The sequence below is a fragment of the Dactylosporangium sp. CA-233914 genome (assembly GCF_050942935.1).
Taxonomy (GTDB): Bacteria; Actinomycetota; Actinomycetes; order Mycobacteriales; family Micromonosporaceae; genus Dactylosporangium.
Genome location: NZ_CP192030.1, coordinates 9,910,042 through 9,929,000, shown reverse-complemented (window position 1 = coordinate 9,929,000; position 18,959 = coordinate 9,910,042). Strand labels below are relative to the sequence as shown.

General features: G+C 70.8%; 15 protein-coding genes. 7 read left to right on the top strand and 8 right to left on the bottom strand.

The window, feature by feature from the left end; genetic code table 11:
• Positions 1-13: 13 nt before the first annotated feature.
• From ACQPY0_RS43910 to ACQPY0_RS43900, 3 genes are read right to left on the bottom strand one after another with little or no spacing between them, the layout of a single operon-like run.
• A complete protein-coding gene (locus ACQPY0_RS43910) occupies positions 14-1,255 on the bottom strand; it encodes an amidohydrolase family protein (protein WP_432974801.1) in 1,242 nt (413 codons plus the stop codon).
• Between the two features lie 58 nt (positions 1,256-1,313).
• Positions 1,314-2,075, bottom strand: coding sequence for an alpha/beta fold hydrolase (locus tag ACQPY0_RS43905; protein WP_432974799.1), 762 nt, complete (start codon positions 2,073-2,075; stop codon positions 1,314-1,316).
• Positions 2,076-2,094: 19 nt separating this feature from the next.
• Positions 2,095-2,979 (bottom strand): fumarylacetoacetate hydrolase family protein, encoded by an 885-nt coding sequence (locus tag ACQPY0_RS43900; RefSeq protein WP_432974797.1) that lies wholly within the window; start codon positions 2,977-2,979, stop codon positions 2,095-2,097.
• Positions 2,980-3,120: 141 nt separating this feature from the next.
• Between ACQPY0_RS43900 and ACQPY0_RS43895 the strand changes: the two genes are divergently transcribed.
• Complete coding sequence (locus ACQPY0_RS43895; protein WP_432974795.1) at positions 3,121-3,783, top strand: FadR/GntR family transcriptional regulator; 663 nt, start codon at positions 3,121-3,123, stop codon at positions 3,781-3,783.
• Positions 3,784-3,822: 39 nt separating this feature from the next.
• On the opposite strand, the gene ACQPY0_RS43890 is transcribed toward ACQPY0_RS43895, so the two are convergent.
• The 5 genes from ACQPY0_RS43890 to ACQPY0_RS43870 form a co-directional block, all read right to left on the bottom strand.
• Positions 3,823-5,316 (bottom strand): aldehyde dehydrogenase family protein, encoded by a 1,494-nt coding sequence (locus ACQPY0_RS43890; RefSeq protein ID WP_432974793.1) that lies wholly within the window; start codon positions 5,314-5,316, stop codon positions 3,823-3,825.
• A gap of 55 nt (positions 5,317-5,371) precedes the next feature.
• Complete coding sequence (locus tag ACQPY0_RS43885; protein WP_432974791.1) at positions 5,372-6,508, bottom strand: thiolase family protein; 1,137 nt, start codon at positions 6,506-6,508, stop codon at positions 5,372-5,374.
• 70 nt (positions 6,509-6,578) lie between these two features.
• Entirely contained in the window at positions 6,579-6,956 is a 378-nt protein-coding gene (locus ACQPY0_RS43880) for a Zn-ribbon domain-containing OB-fold protein (protein ID WP_432974789.1), read from the bottom strand.
• A gap of 42 nt (positions 6,957-6,998) precedes the next feature.
• On the bottom strand, positions 6,999-9,512 hold the full coding sequence (locus ACQPY0_RS43875; protein WP_432974787.1) for a CoA transferase: 2,514 nt from the start codon (positions 9,510-9,512) through the stop codon (positions 6,999-7,001).
• 73 nt (positions 9,513-9,585) lie between these two features.
• A complete protein-coding gene (locus tag ACQPY0_RS43870; protein WP_432974785.1) occupies positions 9,586-11,214 on the bottom strand; it encodes a thiamine pyrophosphate-binding protein in 1,629 nt (542 codons plus the stop codon).
• 246 nt (positions 11,215-11,460) lie between these two features.
• Between ACQPY0_RS43870 and ACQPY0_RS43865 the strand changes: the two genes are divergently transcribed.
• The 6 genes from ACQPY0_RS43865 (at position 11,461) to ACQPY0_RS43840 (ending at position 18,938) form a co-directional block, all read left to right on the top strand.
• On the top strand, positions 11,461-12,429 hold the full coding sequence (locus tag ACQPY0_RS43865) for an ABC transporter permease (RefSeq protein ID WP_432974783.1): 969 nt from the start codon (positions 11,461-11,463) through the stop codon (positions 12,427-12,429).
• Positions 12,430-12,510: 81 nt separating this feature from the next.
• Positions 12,511-14,130: an ABC transporter substrate-binding protein gene (locus ACQPY0_RS43860; RefSeq protein ID WP_432974781.1), complete on the top strand. Its 1,620-nt coding sequence runs from the start codon at positions 12,511-12,513 to the stop codon at positions 14,128-14,130.
• Positions 14,127-15,140 carry an ABC transporter permease gene (locus ACQPY0_RS43855; protein ID WP_432974779.1) on the top strand — a complete coding sequence of 338 codons (1,014 nt, stop codon included), beginning with the start codon at positions 14,127-14,129 and terminating at the stop codon, positions 15,138-15,140. Before ACQPY0_RS43860 ends, ACQPY0_RS43855 begins: the two co-directional genes overlap by 4 nt.
• Before the next feature lie 3 nt (positions 15,141-15,143).
• Positions 15,144-16,271 carry an ABC transporter ATP-binding protein gene (locus ACQPY0_RS43850; RefSeq protein WP_432974777.1) on the top strand — a complete coding sequence of 376 codons (1,128 nt, stop codon included), beginning with the start codon at positions 15,144-15,146 and terminating at the stop codon, positions 16,269-16,271.
• The gene (locus ACQPY0_RS43845) at positions 16,255-17,646 is read left to right on the top strand and encodes an MmgE/PrpD family protein (protein WP_432974775.1); all 1,392 of its coding nucleotides are present in this window, start codon (positions 16,255-16,257) and stop codon (positions 17,644-17,646) included. The genes ACQPY0_RS43850 and ACQPY0_RS43845 overlap by 17 nt, the downstream gene beginning before the upstream one ends.
• Positions 17,643-18,938 (top strand): aconitase/3-isopropylmalate dehydratase large subunit family protein, encoded by a 1,296-nt coding sequence (locus ACQPY0_RS43840; RefSeq protein ID WP_432974773.1) that lies wholly within the window; start codon positions 17,643-17,645, stop codon positions 18,936-18,938. The genes ACQPY0_RS43845 and ACQPY0_RS43840 overlap by 4 nt, the downstream gene beginning before the upstream one ends.
• The last annotated feature ends 21 nt before the right edge of the window (positions 18,939-18,959 follow it).

Sequence of the window (18,959 nt, the reverse complement as noted above, 5' to 3'; positions counted from 1 at the left end):
GCGACCGCTCCCCTCAGGCGGCTGGGTTCTGTTCTTCCTTGTGGAACCGTCCGTCCTTCATGACATAGTTCAGCCTGGTGTGGTCCTGCAGGACGGTGATGTCGGCGAGGGGATCGCCGTCGACCAGGATGAGGTCCGCGAGGTAGCCGGGCTGGACTTTGCCGAGCTCGTTCGGGCGGAGCATGATCTCGCCGCCGAGGGCGGTGGCGGACAGGATCGCCTCCATCGGGGTGAAGCCGAGCCGCTCGACGAAGTGCTGCAGGTCGCGGGCGTAGGTGCCGTGCGGGGTCCAGGCGAACCCGTAGTCACCGCCGGGCAGGATGCGGATGCCGCGGCGGTGCATCTCGCGCAGGCCTTCGGTGGCGATCTCCAGTTCACGCTTGTAGCCCATGGCCTCGGCGGCTTCCTGCGGGAAGCCGAAGGAGGCGGCCTCGTAGAGGGTGGCGATGAGCCAGTTGATGCCGGGGGCGACGAATACCCAGTCCTTGTTGGCTTCGAGCAGGTCCATGCCCTCCGCGTCGGTGAAGCTGGCGTGGTAGATGATGTCGACGCCGTGGCGCACGCACATCTTGACGCTTTCCGCGCTACGGGCGTGGGCGCACACGCGCTTGCCGCGGCGGTGGGCCTCGGCGACCGCGGCGGCGACCTCCTCGTCGGAGAAGTAGGTGTCCTCGGCGCGCTGGGTGCCGGTGATCTCCTCGCCGGTCATGGACAGCTTGATCTGGTCGACGCCGAGGTCGATCAGTTCGCGGACGGCCTTGCGCATGCCTTCGGGACCGTCGGCGAATTTGGTGATGGACTTGACCAGGGCACCGCCGGTGACCGAGATCTCGGGGCCGTTGGCGAGATAGCGTGGTCCGGGGAAGCGGCCGGCGTTGATGGCGTCGCGGCACACCACGTCGAGGCGCTCCTTGGCCGAGGCGGCGCCCAGGCACATGGTGTATCCGGAGTCGAGGTAGGTGCGGGCGGACTCCAGGCAGAACAGCAGGTGCTCCTCGACCGGCATGGTGCCCAGGCCGTCCAGGTCGGCACTGTTGTTCCAGCTGAAGTGGGTGTGCGCGTCACACAGACCGGACATCAGGGTGCGGCCACGTCCGTCGATCACGCGGGCGCCGGCGGCACGGGCCGGGTCGACCTGGCCGACGACGGCGATGCGGTCGTTCTCGATCAGGACATCGCCGGGGTACGGTTCGGCGCCGGTGGAGTCGAGGATGCTGACGTTGCGGAAGAGTGTGGTGTAGGTGGGGACGGGCATGACGGGCTCCTCGCCGGTGAAGGCGGCTCCGGTGGGCGGGGCCGGGACAGTGCTGGGGTCACAGGAACTTGAGCAGGTGGGCGGTGACATCCGCCGCGGCTTCCAGGGCGGTCCAGTGCCCGACGCCGGGGAGGATCGCGACGGTTGCGCTGCCGTGGGCGTCGGCCAGGGACCGGCTGACCTGGGGCGGCCCCACCTTGTCGTCCTCGCCGGTGATCAGCAGCAGCGGGAGGGCGGGGTCGATCGGGCCGGGGTCGGTGGCGCCGGCCAGGGCTTCGCAGTTTCGGGCGTAACCCTCGGGGTTCTGACGCATGACCAATTCGCGGACGAAGGCGGCGACCTCGGGTTTTCCCTGGCGGGTGGTGGCGGACAGGGCGTTGGCCACGACCCCGGGGGCCACGGCGGCGGTGCCGTGCGTGCGCAGCACGGTGGCGCGGTCGCGCTGGGCCTGGCGGACGGCTTCGGTGGGGACTGCCACGGCGCCGAGCAGTGCCAGGGAGCTGACCCGGTCGGGGTGGCGGGCGGCCAGGGCCCGGGCGACGAGCGTGCCCATGGAGTGCGCGACCACGGCGGCGCTCGTCACGCCGAGCGTGTCCAGCGTGGCGGCCAGGTCCTCCGCGTGACCGTCGATGCTGATGTCGTCGGCCAGCGGGGAGCGTCCCGCCCCGGCGGAGTCGACCCGGATGACCTGGAAGCGTGCGGCGAGGGCGTCGGCCTGCACCTGGTAGACGTTGGAGGTGCCGCCCAGGCCGTGGATCATGAGGACTGCGGGGCCTTCGCCGTCGGTCTCGACGGCCAGTTCCTTGCCGTTGACGTTCATGCGCATGTGCTCCTCGGGGTCAGCCGACGCGGTTGGTCAGGGTGCCCAGGCCGGTGATCGACACGGTGACGACGTCGCCGATGCTGAGGAATCTGGGCGGGTCGAAGCCGATCCCGACCCCGGCGGGCGTCCCGGTGGCGATCAGGTCGCCGGGCAGCAGGGTGATGCCGGCGGAGAGGGTGGCGATCAGCTCCGGGATGTCGAAGATCAGGTCCTTCACGCTGGCGCTCTGCCGCACTTCGCCGTTGACGGTGGTCTGCACCTGCAGCGTGGTCACGTCGGCGATCTCGTCCGCGGTCACGGCGTATGGGCCCATCGGGCAGTGGGTGTCCAGCGACTTGCCCAGCAGCCACTGCTTGTGATCGCGCTGAAGGTCCCGAGCGGTGACGTCATTGACGATCGTGTAGCCCCACACGTGCTCGTGGGCGCGGTCGCGAGCGATGCCCCGTCCGCCGCGACCGATGATCACCGCCAGCTCGCCCTCGTAGTCCAGCTCACGCGTGACGCCGGTGTGGGGGTCGATCCGCCCGCCGGGGCCGGTGACCGAGGTGGTCGCCTTGCTGAACAGAATCGGCTTGTCGGGCAGGGCCTCCGAGCGGTCGGGCGTGTCGTAGCCACTGCGGCCGAACTCGACCGCGTGGTCGCGGTAGTTCTTGCCGACGCAGAAGAGGTTGCGCCGCGGTGTCGGGATGGGCGCGAGCAGGTCCACGGCGTCCAGCGAGTACGCCGGCCGGCCGGCCGCCTCGTCGCTCAGGCGGGGCGCCAGGTCGTCCCAGGCCTCGATCAGCTCGAGCAGTCCTGCACCCCCGGGCAGCAGGGCGGTCACGTCACGCACGGTGCCGCGCTCGGGGTCGGCGACGCCCACGCGCGGCCCGCTGCCAACGGAGAAGGTCACAAACCTCATGAACCAATCCTAACCAATCGGGACCATTAAGTGTTGCGGCCACGTTACGTCGTGGCGGGCGCGAAGTCCACAGCCAGGAGTAACTCCGCGACTTGATCCGCGCTATTGGTCTCGATTGGTTTCGCCGGTTAGGATGAGCGGGTGACAGCGACGGTCGACGGAGCCCTGCGCGCCCTGCTGCGCGACGGACTGCAGGACGGCACGCTCGGCCCGGGCGCCCAACTGCCAACCGAGCGTGCCCTGGTGGAACGCCTTGCGGCCCCTCGCAGCGCGATCCGCAAGGCCCTGGAGAGCCTCGAACGCGAGGGCGTCGTGGTTCGGCAGGTGGGCCGCGGCACCTTCCTCACCGACGCCGCGGTCTTGCATCCCACCGCGCCCGACAACACCAGCCCGGCCGAGATCATGCAGGTCCGCCTCTTGCTTGAGCCCCCGGTCGCTGCCCTCGCCGCTCGCGTCGCTACTCAGGCCGACCTCGACCGCATGACCGGTTTCCTCGACCACGGGGGCCGCAGCGAAGGATTCGAGGACTTCGAGGGGTGGGACGCGCACCTGCACCGCGCCATCGCGCAGGCCGCACACAACGGCCTGCTCCTCAATCTCTTCGACGTCATGAACACCGCCCGCACCCTGCCGGTCTGGGGCAGCCTCAAACGGCGCACCTCAACCCCCGAACGCCGGTGCCGCTACCACGGCGAGCACACCGCCATCGTCGATGCGCTGCGCGACCGCGACAGCGACGGCGCCCACGACGCTATGCGCAGCCACCTTCAGCACGTCGCCGACACGCTCCTGGGCCGTCCCTGAAACGGTGGAGGCTCCTCGCGAAGCCGGGCGGGGCGAGTCCTACCCGGCCAGCCCTTGTCCGATGCCCTTCAGCACCAGGGTCTTGGTCTGTGTGTAGTCCAGGATGGAATCGGCGGACATGGTCCGGCCGAAGCCGCTGTGGCGATACCCGCCGAACGGCGCGCCGATCACATCCGTCGAGCCCATCGTGTTGACGTACACCTGGCCGGCCTGGACGGCCCGGGACAGCCGGATCGCCCGATCCACGCTTCCCGTCCACACCGAGGCAACCAGGCCGTAGCGGGTGCCGTTGGCGATGCTCAGCGCCTCGTCCTCGTCGTCGAAGGTCAGCACCGACAGCACCGGTCCGAAGATCTCCTCCTGGGCGATGCGCATGCCGGGCTCGACCTCGTCGAAGACGGTCGGCGCGACGAAGAAGCCGCCGTCGAACATCTCCCCGGTGAGCTTGTGCCCGCCGCGGACCACCCGAGCGCCCTCCGCACGGCCGATATCCAGGTACTCCAGGACGCGCTGCTCCTGGCGGGCGCTGATCAGCGGGCCCATGTCGACCGGCTCGTACCACGGTCCGACGCGCACCGCGGCCAGCGCATCGCAGACCGCTGCGACCACGTCCCGTTTGATCTTCCGGTCGACGAGCAGCCGGGTGCCGGCCGCGCAGACCTGGCCGGCGTTGAACGTGAGGCTACGTACGATCGCGGGCACGGCGTAGGCGAGATCGGCGTCGCGGAGCACGATCTGCGGCGATTTGCCGCCCAGTTCGAGGTGGAGTGGGATGAGGTTGCGGGCGCAGGCGGCCATCACCCGGCTACCGGTCTCGGGGGAGCCGGTGAAGCTCATCCGGCGGATCCCGGGATGCGCGGGCAGCGCGGCGCCGGCGTCGGCGCCGTACCCCACGACCACGTTGATCACGCCCGGCGGGATGCCGGCCAGTTCAGCGAGCTTGGCCAGGTAGAGGCAGGTCAGCGGCGCATCCTCGGCCGGCTTGACCACCACTGTGTTGCCGGCGGCGATGGCGGGGGCGACGTCGGCGGCCATCAGCTTGCCCGGAATATTCCAGGGGATGATGCTGCCGCAGACGCCGTACGGCTCGCGGAGGGTCAGCCCCAGCACGTCGGGGCTGTGCGTCGGCAGGGTCACCCCGGTCACCTTGTCGGCGAGACCGGCGATGTACCCGATGGTTCGGGGGATCGGGGAGCCACCCTGCCGTGGCCTCCCGACCTCCATCGCTTCCAGCGTGTCCAATTCGCCGGCGTGCCGGCGGCACAGCTCGGCCCACCGTGACAGCAGGTCGGCCCGGTCCGCGGGGCTGGTGTCCCGCCACCCCGGGAAGGCCGTCGTCGCCGCGTCGACCGCGGCGTCGACATCCCGGGCCCCTCCGGCCGGGACCCGCAGCAGGACCTCTCGGGTGGCCGGGTTGATGACATCGATCGTGCCGCCCTCGACCGCCGGAACCCAACGACCGCCGATCAGGAACGTGTTCTCGGTGAGCAGTGTGCCGACGTCGAACCGATCGGCCGGGGTGGTGACTGTCATGGCTTACCTCCGATGCGTCTGGTGCGTCTGGCCGGGTCGCCGTGCTGGCCGGCCGTCATGCCTCCAGCACCGCCGTGCAGTTGGCCGAGACGATGCCGCCCTCGGCGTGCAGCAGGGCCGTGCGGGCGCCGCGGACCTGGTTGGCCGCGTCGCCGGAGAGTTGGCGTACCGCTTCGGTGACGTGGTGTACGCCCGCGGCGCCGCCGCAGTGTGCGTGCGACAGGAGCCCGCCGTGCGGGTTGACCGGGATCACGCCGGTGAGTCCGATTCCGCCACCGGCCACGAAGTCCGGTGCGGTGCCCGGCGGGCAGAAGCCCAACTCCTCAAGCTCGATCGCGAGGGTGATGGAGTAGCTGTCGTAGAGCAGTGCGACGTCGGCGTCGAGCGCCCGCATCTTGGCATCGGCCAGGCAGCGCTGTGCGGAGAGGAGCGCGCCGGTGCGGGAGAGGTCACCGGCGTAGCAGAAACTGTCGTACTGATAGCCCTCTGCCCAGGCCCGCAGTCGGACGTCCCGTCGGCCGGTCCCGGCCCGCCCGACCACCAGCGCTGCGCCGCCGTCCGAGATCGGGCTGCATTCCAGCAGGCGAAGCGGGGTGGCGACCGGGCGGGAGACGACGACGTCCGCCACGCTCAACGGGGTCCGGTAGACCGCGCCGGGGTGGGTGCGGGCGTGCTCTCGCAGCACCGGCGGTAGCACCGCCAGCGCATCGTCGTCCAGCCCGTGCCGGTCCAGATACGCCCGGGCGAGCAGCCCGTACGCGGAGACGTTCAGCATCCCGAAGGGCTGCTCCCATTCCGGGTGGCGCATCCGGGAGAACGCCTCGACGGAGCTGCGCCGATCCTGCCCGGTCCGCGGGGTGTCGGCGAAGGCGATGAGTACCGTCGTACACCGCCCGGCCGCGACCAGCAGGGCCGCCTCGGCCACCGCCGCGATCGCGGCGGCGCCGCCGACGGTAGGGGTGCCGGTGTGCCGCAGCCGGGTCTGGATGCCGAGGTACTCCGCCAGCGCGGGGGCCGGCCGGGAGGAGCCGCCGACCATTGGCATGTTGGTGATCAGGCCGTCGACCTGGTCAAGCTCGACCCCGGCGTCAGCACAGGCCCCGGCGGCGACCTGCGCGGCGATGTCGAAGGTGGTCAGGTGCGCCAGCTTGCCCAGTTCGCTGTCGGCCACGCCGAGGATCGCCGCATCCATGCTTCGTTCTCCCTCCCATCCCGGTGCCCCGGGAGCGTCCAGCGCCTCGCGTTCATCCGCCGGCGTGCGATCAGGTCTCGACCGGTGCGAACACCGGAATGGTGCGTCCACCGCGCTCGATGAACCGCACCCGGGTCAGCAGCCCGGCATGGGGCCGCCCGCGGAGGTCGACGAGGTTGGAGACCAGGTACGCCTCCTCGGCGATCCGCAGCGTGGCGAGCCAGTACGGCACCGTGAACCCGGGGTAGGTGCTGGAGTGCACCTCGGTGTACGACACGACCGGGGCGAGGCCGTCGTGCTCCTGCCACTCCAGCCGGGCGCCGGCGTGGCAGCCGCGGCAGGTCGAGGCGGGCGGGTGCTGGTAGCGGTCGCATCCGGCGCAATGCTGTACGAGTAGCTGGTGCCGGGCGATCGCCGCCCACCAGTACTTCGCCGCGGCGTCATTCATCGAACATCCTCCTCACCGGCGTCTCGCCGGCCGGGCGGTCGGTCACCACAGCGAGCGCTCCACCGAGACCTCCCGCGGCATCCCCGCCGGCCAGGTGACCCCTTCCTCGGCCAGTGCGCGGATCTCCTCGGCGTCCAGGCCGAGTACGTCGCGTAACACCTGTTCGGTGTGCGCGCCGATGCTCGGCCAGACCGGGTCCAGCTGGGCCGGGGTGGCACAGAGCCGGAACGGCGGGGCTTCGAAGCGGTGCTGTCCCAGATAGGGATGCTCGAGCACCGGGAATACTCCGCGGTGGCGCAACTGCGGGTCGTGTTCCATCCGGTCCTGCGCGGACTGCACAGCGCCGGCCGGCACTCCGGCGCCCTGCAACAGCCGCATCACCTCATACTTGTCGCGGCGGCGCGTCCAGTCGGCGAGGACTCGGTCGATTTCGTCCTGGCGATGGGCCCGCCCGGTGGCGGTAGCGAGTTCGGGGTCGGCCAGCCAGTCGCGGGCGTCGATCACTGTGCACAGCGCGCGCCACTGCGCGTCGTCGATGACCGTGACCACGCAGTAGTCGTAGTGACCGCCACCCGCGGTGGGGTAGACGTTGTGTGGCACCCCTTGCTCGCCTCGGTAGGTGGCGACGCGCTGCGCCGGCGGGCCGACCGTCTGATTGCCGACGCGGGCCGTCACCGCCAGTTGCGGATCGAGCTGCGTGGCGAGGAGCGACGCGCCCTGCAGGGCCAGTCCCGCCTCGGTCTGTGCGATCTCGACCTTCTGCCCCTCGCCGGTGCGGTCCCGGTGCCAGATCGCCGCGAGGGTCGCGACGGTGGCCATCCCGCCGGCGATGACGTCCATGAACGACCATCCCCAGCCGGCGGGCGGTTGCCCGGGTACGCCGGAGATCGCCGTCATCCCGTTGAACGCCTGGGCGGTCGGTCCCCAGGTTCCGTAGTCCATGTAGGGGCCGGAGTGGCCGAAGCCGGAGGCGCTGACGTAGATGACGGCGGGGTTGATCGAGCGCAGCCGCTCGTGGTCCAGGCCCCACCGGGCGAACACTCCCGCGGAGAAGGACTCCACCACCAGGTCCGACGCGGCAATGAGGCGGTGGATGAGGGCCATGCCCCGCTCCGAGCGGGCGTCGAGCGAGAGGCTGAGCTTGCCGACGTTGAGGTTGGCGAAGAACGGGCCGTTGTTGAGCCCCTTGTTTCGTTCACCGGCGGCGTACATCGTGGTGCGCATCGCGTCGGCCCGTCCCGGCCACTCGACCTTGATCACCTCGGCGCCGAGGGCGGCCAGGTTCCGGGTCACGGTCGGTCCGACCACGCTCCACGAGAAGTCGAGGACCCGCAGGCCCGCCAGTGGACGCGACCCGTGACGCTGCCGGGCGGGCGAGCCGACGCCGGTGGGCGGCAGCACAGTGCCGTTGTGCTCGCCGAGCAGCGGAGCCCGGCTGGGCGCGACGCAGGGGGTGGCGCTGAGCTTGACCGGGTTCGCGGGGTGGCGCCACCGCACGCCGCGCCGGTCGTCGGCGATCTCGGCGAAGTAGCCGCGTTCGCGCAGGTGCGGGTCGGCGAGCAGGTCGGCGGGGCCGTTGATCACCGCCCACGGCAACCGGCGGCGTTGCGCCTCGTGGAAGAGGTACTGCGAATCCTGGGTTGCGCAGAACCGCCGGATGACGGCAACCACGTGGTCCATGTGCCGGGCCCGCTCGTCCCAGGTGGCGTACACCGGGTCGGCCAGGTCCTCGGCCATCCCGAACTGCTGGAACCACTCCACCATGGCGGCGAACCGCCCGTCCTCGAGGTACAAGGGCAGGGCGCAGAGGTACCGCCCGTCCCGGCAGCGGTGGTTCCACGGTGGACTGTCGTAGGGTCGGGCGTGTCGCCCCGTGGCCCGGCGCGGGTTGGTGTGCTGGTACTCCCAGTAGGTGTTGGCCATCTCGGTGCTGACGGCGAGCGCGTCGTGCTCGGCCACGTCCAGCGACTGCCCCTCGCCATGCTGCAGCAGGTGGCACAACGCGCCGATCACCGCGGTGGCGATCGCGACCCCGGCCACGTGCCCGGTCTGCCCGCCGGCGGGGGCGATCGGCTCCAGCACGTCGATGTCGTCGTAGCCGCAGAGTCCCTGCACGCCGCCGAGAGCGAGGGAAACCAGGTCCGACGAGCGGTACTCGGCCCACGGTCCGTCATCGCCGAACGGGGTGACCCGGCAGTAGAGCGTGCCGGGGTGGTCCCGGGACCACCGTCGCGCGATCTCCGGCCGGCAGAGGCCGTCGTCGGTGCCGTCCAGGACGACAGTTCCGGTGACCAGCAGCGACGCGAGCTCGGCGACGTCCGGCCCGCGATCCGCGTCCAGCGTGACGGACCGCTTGCCGGCGTTGTAGTACCAGTGCGAGACGCTGGACTCCACGCCCGGTTCGCCGTGCCACGGTCCCTGTCGTCGTTCTGCCGTGCCCTGCGCCGGCTCGACGGTCACGACGTCCGCGCCGAACTGAGCCAGCAGTTGGCCGGCCACCTGGACGGAGCGGCGACCGCCGAGCTCCAGCACGCGTATTCCGGACAGCGCACCCACGCGTCGTTCCCCTTCTGCCGTTGGCCCCGACCGGGCCGGTCGTCTCGTCAATGCGGTTCTGTGCCCCACGCGCTCAGTCGTTCCAGCGGGGTGAAGTCGTGCGCGGCGGGATCAGCTTCTGGCGCAGCCACACCAGCCGTGGCTCCTTCGCCTCGGCGCACTCCGCGAGCACCGCGCCCAGGCCGGCATCGACGCAGTCCCGGCGGATCGCGGTGATGCCGAAGCTCGCGGCGAGCTGGGCGAAGTCCGGGCCGTGCAGGTCGACCCCGCGCTCCTCGTCACCGTCGTGGATCTGGTCGTAGCGCAGCATGCCGTATCCGCCGTCGTCGACGACGAGGACGGTGATCGGCAGCCGTTCCTGGACGATGGTGGCCAGCTCGCCGAGCGCGAACATCATGCCGCCGTCACCGACGATGGCGAGCACCGGGCCCTGACCGTCCGAGGCGGGGCCGATGGCGGCGGGCAGGGCGTATCCGAGCGTGCCCCAGCCGATCGGGCACTGGATCCGCCGCGGCCCGTAGATGTCGGCGTAGGCGTTGACCCAGTAGGCGCCGATCGCCATGTCGTTGACGATCCGGCCGTCGCGGGGCCAGCCGGCCTCGACCGCCTCGACCAGTTCCATCGCCGTGGTGGTGCGGGAGTCGGCGCGGATGTCAGCCCGGATCCGGCTCCGCAGGGCCGGCAGCTCGGGTGCCCACGAGGCGGTGCGCGCACGGACGGCCGGAATCAGTTCGTCGAGCGCGGTCGCCGCGTCGGCGACGACAAGTACGTCGGGCTGGTAGTCCTTGCTCGCGTCCGCCGGATCGCAGTTGACCGCGACCAGCCGCGGCGGGCGTGGCATCGACCAGTTCTTGGTGGCGATACCGTCGAAGTCCGAGCCGACCGCCACCATCAGGTCGGCCGACTCGAGGAGCTTGGCCACCTCAGGCTCATGTGGGGGAAGGCCGACCAGGTACGGATCGTCGGCGGGCAGGACGCCCCGACCGGCGTATGTGGTCAGCACGGGGGCGCACAGCCGCCGCGCGAGCGCGCCGACCTGGGCGCTCGCGCCTGACTGGATCGCTCCGCCACCGGCCCAGACGATCACCCGCTCGGCGGCGTCGATCTCGGCCGCGGCGGCCGCGATCTGCTCGGCGGTGGGGGCGGGGCGGGTCACCCCTGGCGGTATCACGATCTGCGGACCGGGCAGGTCCAGCACGTCGGTCGGGATGTCCAGGTAGACGGGGCCGCGCGGGAAGGCCAGCGCGGTGGTGACCGCATCGCGAACAGCGGCGCCGACTTCCTGCGGTGTCCGGGGCCGGTACACCGCCTTGGCCAGCGGCTCGAAGATCGCCGCCTGATCCCGGCATTCGTGCAGGACCCGGCGGGTGCTACCGGGCTTTCGGAGTCTGGTGGGGATCTCGCTGGCGATCACCAGCACCGGGCTGCAGGATGACCATGCCTCGCCGAAGGCACCCGCCGCGTTCGCGGCACCGGGACCGGTGGTGGTGAGCGCGACGCCCAGTCCACCGGATGCCCGGGCCGCGCCATCCGCGGCATAGACGGTGGCCTGCTCGTGCCGGACCCCGATGATGCTCGGCCGTCCCGGGCCCAGCTCTCGCCAGAACGGCAGATTGTGCACGCCCGGCAGTCCGAAGACCCGGTCGACGCCGAGGGCGGCGAGCGCGTCGAGGATCCGGGCGGCCACGGTGGGGGTTGACATCGGCTCGGACAACGAGGACCTCCAGTCGGCGATGTGCGGTGCCACCGGGCCTGAGACCGCGACGGCCGACCAAGCATCGGACCGGAGACCGGCGAATATCACGTGGGTCCGGCCGGAGTCTCATTTACCGCAAAGGCGGCCGGCGATCTTCAGATGTTTGGAAAGTCCCAGCCGGCGGCTAGATCCGGTGACCAACGCCATTCGATGATTTCGGCCCCATTGCGACTCCTGGAGGAGGGCCACGTCGTGACGCCAGAGGCGACGAGCGGGCGGCCGGAGAAGACCGCCTCGCCCCCGGTTCCGAGCCCCAACGCCGCATCGGCGCTGCGGTCCCGAGTGCGGATGGTGTGGCACGTCGGCCGCGGGAACCTGCTGCTGGGCACCGCGGTCGGATTCCTGGTCGTGCTCGTCCTCGCGGCGGTGTTCGCCCCGATCGTGGCGCCACACGACCCGATGGCGATCAACCCGGCACTACGGAACAGTCCGCCGGGCACGCTGGGCGACGGCGGGTCCACCGCGCTGCTCGGCACCGACGCGCTGGGCCGGGACGAGCTGAGCCGGCTCATCTACGGCGCCCGCGTCTCGCTGCTGGTCGCCGTCCTCAGCGTGCTGCTCTCCGGCCTCATCGGGGTGACCCTTGGTCTGCTCGCCGGGTACTACCGCGGCTTCCGGGAGAGTCTGATCATGCGGATCGTCGACCTGCAGATGGGCCTGCCGTCCCTGCTCATCGCGCTACTCGCGCTCTACGTCCTCGGATCGGGAATCCTCAACGTGGTGCTCGTACTGGCGGTGACCCGCTGGATGGTATATGCCCGGCTGGTCCGGGGCATTCTCCTGTCGCTGCGCGAGCGCCAGTTCTTCGAGGGAATCCTGCAGCTCGGGGCGAGTGACGCCCGGGCCATCCTGCGCCACGCCCTGCCCAACGTGCTCAGCCCGGTGAGTGTCCTGCTCACCCTCGAGATGGCGATGATGATGCTGCTGGAGGCGTCACTCGACTTCATCGGACTCGGGGTGCAACCGCCCGAGGCCTCCTGGGGACTGATGCTCGCCGAGGGCAAGAACTACATGACCACCGCATGGTGGCAGGTCACCCTACCCGGGGTCGCCATCATGCTGACCGCGTTGAGCTTGAACATCATCGCCGCCCGGTTCGGCGGCAGTTCGGCCAAGCCGGTCCTGCGTATGGATCTGGAACAGCACGGGCGCGGCGCCTGATCACGGCCATCCCGCCCCGCGGTCGCCGGCCCGCCCCATCACACCCCACCGCCGAATGCCTCTGAGAAGGACGGACCTTCGATGCATGTCAACCAATCGGATGCCACGCCCCCGGCCGAACCGAGACGGCGGGACGCGACGTCCGCCTACGCCGGATCGGCCCGCATCCTCGGGTGCCTGACCAGCGCCCTCGTTCTCCTCGGCGCGGGCGCGGCCTGCGCGCCGGACGCCTCCGACACCGACGGCGGCGGCGGTGCCCGCCTGACCGTCGCGCTGGCCGAGGAACCGCGCACCATGGGCAGCTGGTCGGCCGTCTCCGACGAAGGCACGCCATGGATCTACAACGTGGAAGAACCCCTGGTGATGCGCAACGCCGAGACCGGCAGCGTGGACCCCTTGCTGGCCACCAAGTGGAGCCAGGCGAGCCCGACGACCTGGCGGTTCACGCTCCGGCAGGGCGTGAAGTTCCACGACGGAACGGCGTTCAACGCCGAGGCCGCCGCCGCGGCGCTCAACTACACCTGGGACAAGGCGAACAACTTCGCCCTCCTGCAGTTCATGGGGCCGCAGATCACGGCGAAGGCGGCCGGCGAGTACGAGCTGGACGTGAACACCGCCGAACCCGACCCGATCCTGCCCTCCCGGCTCTTCTTCAGCCCGATCTTCTCCCCGCAGACCTTGACGAAGAAGACGTACGACTCGGATCCGGTCGGCACCGGTCCGTACCGGCTCGCCAAGTGGCAGCGCGGACAGTACCTCGACCTGGAACCGAACGACTCCTGGTGGGGCCTGGCGGCCGACTCGGGGCAGCCGCGGCCCACCGTCAAGAACGTGCGGTTCACCTTCAACAGCGAGTCCTCGGTGCGCTCCTCGGCGGTGCAGGCGGGCGACGCGGACCTCGCCATTCAACTCGAGCCGGCGCAGTGCAAGCCGCAGTGCGTCACCACCGGATCGGTGGAGACGATCCTGCTCCGGCTGGACGCGGCGACCAACCCGATGTTGAAGGACAGCCGGGTGCGCAAGGCGATCGCCCTCGGCATCGACACCAAGGCCATCGTCGAGCAGTACATCCCCCAGGGAGCGCAGGCCTCGCAACTGGTCCGGCCCGGCGTGCTCGGCTACAACCCGGACCTGAAGCCGTACCCGCACGACGTGGCCGAGGCGAAGCGCCTGCTCGCCGAGGCGGCGGCGGCCGGCGTCCCGATCGACCAGCCGATCAACGTGATCGACAGGAACGGGTTCGTCCCGCAGGGCGACCAGATCGTCCAGGTCATCCAGGCCCAGCTCACCGCGCTCGGCCTCAAGGCGTCCTCCCGCGTGATGGAGAACTCCCAGCTGCAGACCGGCCTGCGGGCGAAACCGGCTCCGGCCGACCGGGGCTGGGCCCTGCTGTACATGCACAGCAACCAACTCGGCGACCTGTCCGCCACCGTCGGCTGGTTCACCTGTGCCGGCGCCGTCTCCGCCATGTGCGACAAGGCGCTCGACACGCGTGCCGCGAGCGCCGCGGAGCAGACCGGCGAGGCACGACAGGCCGCATATGCGCAGGTCGCTGCCGACCTGTACAACACCTACGCCGTCCTGCCGATCGGGCGGCCGGCCCGCTTCTACGGGGCCCGCCAGGGGCTGAAGTGGGTGGCCCGCAACGACGGGGCGGTACTGGTGAACACCATCACCCTGCCCGGCGGCGCGGGTCGATGAGCACTCCGACGATCGAGGCGAGCCGTCCTCCGCTGCCCGGCGGGACAGGACGGCACGTCCTGTCCCTGTTCACCCGGCTGTGGGACTCCGACGCGCTCGCCGTGCTGGTCCTGCGCCGGCTGCTCTACGGTGCGCTCACCGTCCTGGCCGTGCTCTGCATCGTCTTCCTGATGAGCCACGCGATCGGCGACCCGGCGACGCTGATGCTGCCGCCCGAGGCGTCGCAGGAACAGGTCGACGCGCTGCGGACCCAGCTCGGGCTGGACCAGCCGCTGTGGAGCCAGTTCCTCGACTCGATGTCCGGCTGGCTGCGGGGCGACTTCGGCGACTCCACCTGGCGGGGAGTGCCGGCGCTGCCGCTCGCCCTGAGCGCCTTCGCGAAGACCGCGTATCTGGCCGAGATCACGGTGCTGATCGCGGTACCACTCGGCGTGGTGCTCGGTCTGGTGGCCGGGCGACGCCCGCACGCGTTGGCGGACCGGCTCGTCACGTCGATCTCCGCGATCGGCGTCTCGATCCCGGCGTTCTGGCTGGGGCTGGTGCTCATCCTGGTCTTCGCGGTAACCCTCCGGCTGCTTCCGACCAACGGCTACGGCGGGCTCTCGTACGCGATCCTGCCGGCGTGCGCGATGGCGTTGCTGCCGATGGGGCGGGTCGCCCAGATCACCCGGTCGTCGGTCTCCGAGGAAATGGGCCGTCTGTACGTCACGGCGGCCCGCACGCGCGGGGTCAGCGAGGGCGTCATCGCGCGGCGGCACGTGCTGCGCAACGCCGCGATCCCGATCCTGACCCTGGTGGGCAGCGAGGTGGCGTCCCTGCTCAACGGGATCGTCATCGTCGAGGTCATCTTCAGCTGGCCGGGCATCGGCCGGATGCTGATCGGTGCGATCGAGCAGCGCGACCTTCCGCTGATCACCGCCTCGGTCGCGGTGATCGCCACGGTGGCGATCGTCGTCAACATCCTCGTGGACATCGCGTATCTGTTCGCGGATCCGAAAGTGAGGCGATGAGCCATGGCCGCCCCTGATCATGGCGTGCCGAACCCGCTGTTGCGAATCCAGGATCTGCACGTCCGGTTCGCCACCCGGCACGGGATGCTGCACGCGGTTCGCGGCGTGTCGCTCTCGATCGGCAAGGGGGAGCGGGTCGGTGTCGTCGGCGAGTCGGGCTCCGGCAAGTCCGTGACCGCGCACTCGATCCTGCGCCTGATGCCGCAGGCGAGGACGGAGGGGAGGATTTGGCTGGACGACACCGATCTGCTCTCGCTGCCGCCCGCCGGGCTGCGCAGGATTCGGGGAAACCGGATCGGCATGGTGTTCCAGGATCCGATGACCGCGCTGAACCCCGTGTTGACCATCGGCAGGCAGGTCGTCGAGGCCGGCCGGCACCGCGGGCTGGGCCGGAAGGAGGCTCGCGATCAGGCGGTCTCGCTGCTCGGCAGCCTGGGCATCCCGCATCCGGCGCGGCGTTTCGACGACTATCCGCACCACTTCTCGGGCGGCATGCGCCAGCGGGTGATCATCGCGGCGGCCCTGATGGGTGATCCGGATCTGCTGATCGCCGACGAGCCGACCACGGCGCTCGATGTCCGGCTGCAGGCCCGCCTGCTGGACATGCTCTGGACGCTGTCCGAGGAGCGGAAGATGTCCGTGCTCCTGATCTCGCACGACCTGGCCCTGGTCGCCGGTTTCGCCGAGCGGGTCGCCGTGATGTACTCCGGCGTGGTGCAGGAGAGCGCCCCCGTGGACGAGCTCTTCGGCGCCCCGGCGCACCCCTACACCACCGGTCTGCTGCGCTCGGCGCCGAGGCTGGACGCGTACGCCCGGGAGCCGCTGCAGCCCATCCCGGGCAGCCCGCCGTCGCCGGTCGCCCGGCCGGCCGGGTGCCGGTTCGCACCCCGGTGCCATCGGGCTCAACAGATCTGTACCCAGACCGAGCCTGCGCTGGTCACGCTCGAACACGCCGCCGGACATACGTCGGCCTGCCATTTCGCGGAACAGGTCCGGGCGGAGACCGTCACGACCGGCGGTGCGGCCTCCGCATCCGGTCCGCACGACCGGGGCGGCGGGCCCGGAGGCGACCTCGTCGGCAGCCGACAGCCGGCCGGACCGACCGGGCGAAACGATGATCATCGACCCTAGCTGGGAGTTCGAGATGGACGAGACCATTCGTAGCATCGCGGAGTATGCCGCGAAGCAGACCTACGACGACCTCCCTGACGTGGTCCGCTCAGGCGCCGTCAAGCTGGCGCTGGATGCGTTGGGCTGTGCCATCGGAGGGCTGGACAGCGACCAGGCCCGAATCGCCCGGCGCCTGGTCCCGGCGGCGAGTCCGGGCGACCTGTACGCCGGCGTGGTGCTGGGCTCATCCCGCCGGGGCGGGCCGGAGCAGGCGGCCTACGCGAACACCTGCGCCATCCGGTACCTGGACTACAACGACTTCTACCCCGGAAGCCACCCGAGCGACATGGTCGGTGCGCTGGCCGCCCTCGCCGGCCAGCCTGGAGTGACCGGCCGCAACTTCATCACCGGCCTGGTGGTCGCGTACGAGGTCTCGGCGCGGATCGCGGACGCCACCCAGCTGCGGGAGAAGGGCTGGGACCAGGGGTACGCCATCGGCCTCGGCGCGGTGGCCGGCCTCGGCAGCATGCTCGGCTGCTCCGCGGAGGTCATCCGGGAGGCGCTGGCGATCTGCGCGACCGCGAACGTGCCGCTGCGCAACACGCGGGCCGGTTCGCTGTCGATGTGGAAGGGGGCGGCCACCGCGTACGCCGTGCGCAACGCGACCTTCGCGATGATGCTGGCGATCGAGGGGATGACCGGACCGGCGGCCCCGATCGAGGGACGGCACGGCCTGTGGGAGCTGGTCTCCGGCCGGTTCACCCTGGACGGTTTCCCGGACCGGGTGGCCGAGGACTTCCGGCTGCTGCGGACCAGCGTCAAGCCGTGGCCGGTCGAGTACAACGCGACCGCCGCGGTCGCCGCCGCCCTGCAACTGCGTGAGCAGGTTCGGCTGGAGGACCTGGACAAGATCAGCATCGGCACGCACTGGTCATCCTGGCACGAGATCGGCAGCGACCCGGCCAAGTGGGATCCGCGTACCCGGGAGACGGCCGACCACAGCATGCCGTACCTGTTCGCACGCGCGATGGTGGACGGTGCGATCGATCTGGCCACCTTCGAGCCGGCCGCGTACCTCGACGAGAGCCTCCGGCCGCAGATGGCGAAGATCAGCGTGTATCTCGACGACGGCTGCGAGCAGGCCTTCCCGGAGCACATCCGGCTCACGGTGGCCGCGCGTGCCCGCAACGGCGAAAAGTTCAGCTTCGTGGTGCTGGACCCACCCGGATACTGGCGCAACCCGCTCACGTTCGACCAGGTCGCGGCGAAGTTCCGCGCCCTGGCCGCTCCGGTGATCGGACAGGAGCGGACCGCTGGGCTGATCGCCTTCTGGACCGCAGTGGACGAGCGGAGCGACGTGACACCGGGCCTGCTCGCCGAGGCGGCGACGCCGTGACGAACCGGACGGAGGGCGGCCCGACGCCGGGCCGGACGATGACGGAGAAGATCCTGGAGCGGGCGAGCGGAAAGCCGGCCCGGCCCGGCGACATCGTGGTCTGCGAGATCGACAGCATCGTCTACCTCGACCAGGCGTTCGTCACGAAGACCGAGCCGCTGCCGGTCCGCATGGACCATCCCGAACGAGTGTCGATCATCCTGGACCACTCCATCCCCGCGCCCACCATCGCCGACGCGGACGGGCAGCGGCTGGCCCGCGAATTCGCCCGGGAGTTCGGCATCGAACGACTCTTCGACGTGGGCAGCCAGGGCGGCATCTGCCACCAGGTGATCCTGGAACAGGGCCTGGTTCTGCCCGGCCAGATGCTCGCCTGCTCGGATTCGCACACCTGCGCCTGCGGCGTGCTCAACGCCGCCGGGCGCGGGCTCGGGCGGCTGGAGATGACCCAGGTGCTCTGCACCGGCCGGACCTGGTTCCAGGTCTGCCCGACGATACGGTACGACCTTGTCGGCCGGCCGCAGCCGATGGTCTTCGGCAAGGACGTGTTCCTGTACCTCGCGGGCCGCTACGGCGAGCACACCAACCTCAACGTCGAGTTCGGTGGGGCGGGCGTGGCCGGTCTCGGGCTCGACGACCGGGCCACCATCGCCACCATGTGCGCCGAGTTGGGTGCGGAGTTCGCGGTCTTCCCCTACGACGAGGTCACGGCCGGACACCTGGCGCGGATCGGCGCGACGGACTTCGAGCCGGCCCTGGCCGACGAGGACGCGGTCTACCACGACCGGCGGATCGTCGATCTCGGTTCGGTCTCCCCGATGGTGGCCCTGCCGGAGTTCGTGCCCAACAACACCGTGCCGGTGGCCGAGGTGGCGGACCAACGCATCGACCAGGCGTTCATCGGCTCGTGCGCGAACGGCAAGCTCAGCGATCTGGCGACCGCCGCCGAGGTGCTGCGCGGCCGGCGGGTGGCGGCCGGGGTACGCCTGATCGTCACCCCGGCATCTCAGGCGGTCTACCTCGAAGCGGTCCGCCGTGGGTATGTGGAGATCCTGGTGGAAGCGGGCGCCGTGGTGACCAACTCCACGTGCGGTGCGTGCTGGGGTGCGCACATGGGCGTGCTGGGCGGCCGGGAGGTCTGCATCACCTCCAGCACCCGGAACTTCCGGGGCCGGATGGGCGCAGCGGACGCGCAGATCTACATCGGCTCCTCCGCCACCGTGGCGGCGTCCGCGGTACGAGGTGTCCTGGCGGACCCGCGGGACTTCGCTCGCCGTGCGGTGCTGCGGTGAGGCGCGCAGCGCAAGGAGGGA

What these genes read in the sequence shown, in the direction of transcription:
- ACQPY0_RS43880 (WP_432974789.1), bottom strand. Translation starts at nt 6,956, where the DNA reads ATGAATGACGCCGCGGCGAAGTACTGGTGGGCGGCGATCGCCCGGCAC.
- ACQPY0_RS43860 (WP_432974781.1), top strand. Translation starts at nt 12,511, where the DNA reads ATGCATGTCAACCAATCGGATGCCACGCCCCCGGCCGAACCGAGACGG.
- ACQPY0_RS43905 (WP_432974799.1), bottom strand. Translation starts at nt 2,075, where the DNA reads ATGAACGTCAACGGCAAGGAACTGGCCGTCGAGACCGACGGCGAAGGC.
- ACQPY0_RS43910 (WP_432974801.1), bottom strand. Translation starts at nt 1,255, where the DNA reads ATGCCCGTCCCCACCTACACCACACTCTTCCGCAACGTCAGCATCCTC.
- ACQPY0_RS43885 (WP_432974791.1), bottom strand. Translation starts at nt 6,508, where the DNA reads ATGGATGCGGCGATCCTCGGCGTGGCCGACAGCGAACTGGGCAAGCTG.
- ACQPY0_RS43850 (WP_432974777.1), top strand. Translation starts at nt 15,144, where the DNA reads ATGGCCGCCCCTGATCATGGCGTGCCGAACCCGCTGTTGCGAATCCAG.
- ACQPY0_RS43900 (WP_432974797.1), bottom strand. Translation starts at nt 2,979, where the DNA reads ATGAGGTTTGTGACCTTCTCCGTTGGCAGCGGGCCGCGCGTGGGCGTC.
- ACQPY0_RS43890 (WP_432974793.1), bottom strand. Translation starts at nt 5,316, where the DNA reads ATGACAGTCACCACCCCGGCCGATCGGTTCGACGTCGGCACACTGCTC.
- ACQPY0_RS43845 (WP_432974775.1), top strand. Translation starts at nt 16,255, where the DNA reads ATGATCATCGACCCTAGCTGGGAGTTCGAGATGGACGAGACCATTCGT.
- ACQPY0_RS43855 (WP_432974779.1), top strand. Translation starts at nt 14,127, where the DNA reads ATGAGCACTCCGACGATCGAGGCGAGCCGTCCTCCGCTGCCCGGCGGG.
- ACQPY0_RS43870 (WP_432974785.1), bottom strand. Translation starts at nt 11,214, where the DNA reads ATGTCAACCCCCACCGTGGCCGCCCGGATCCTCGACGCGCTCGCCGCC.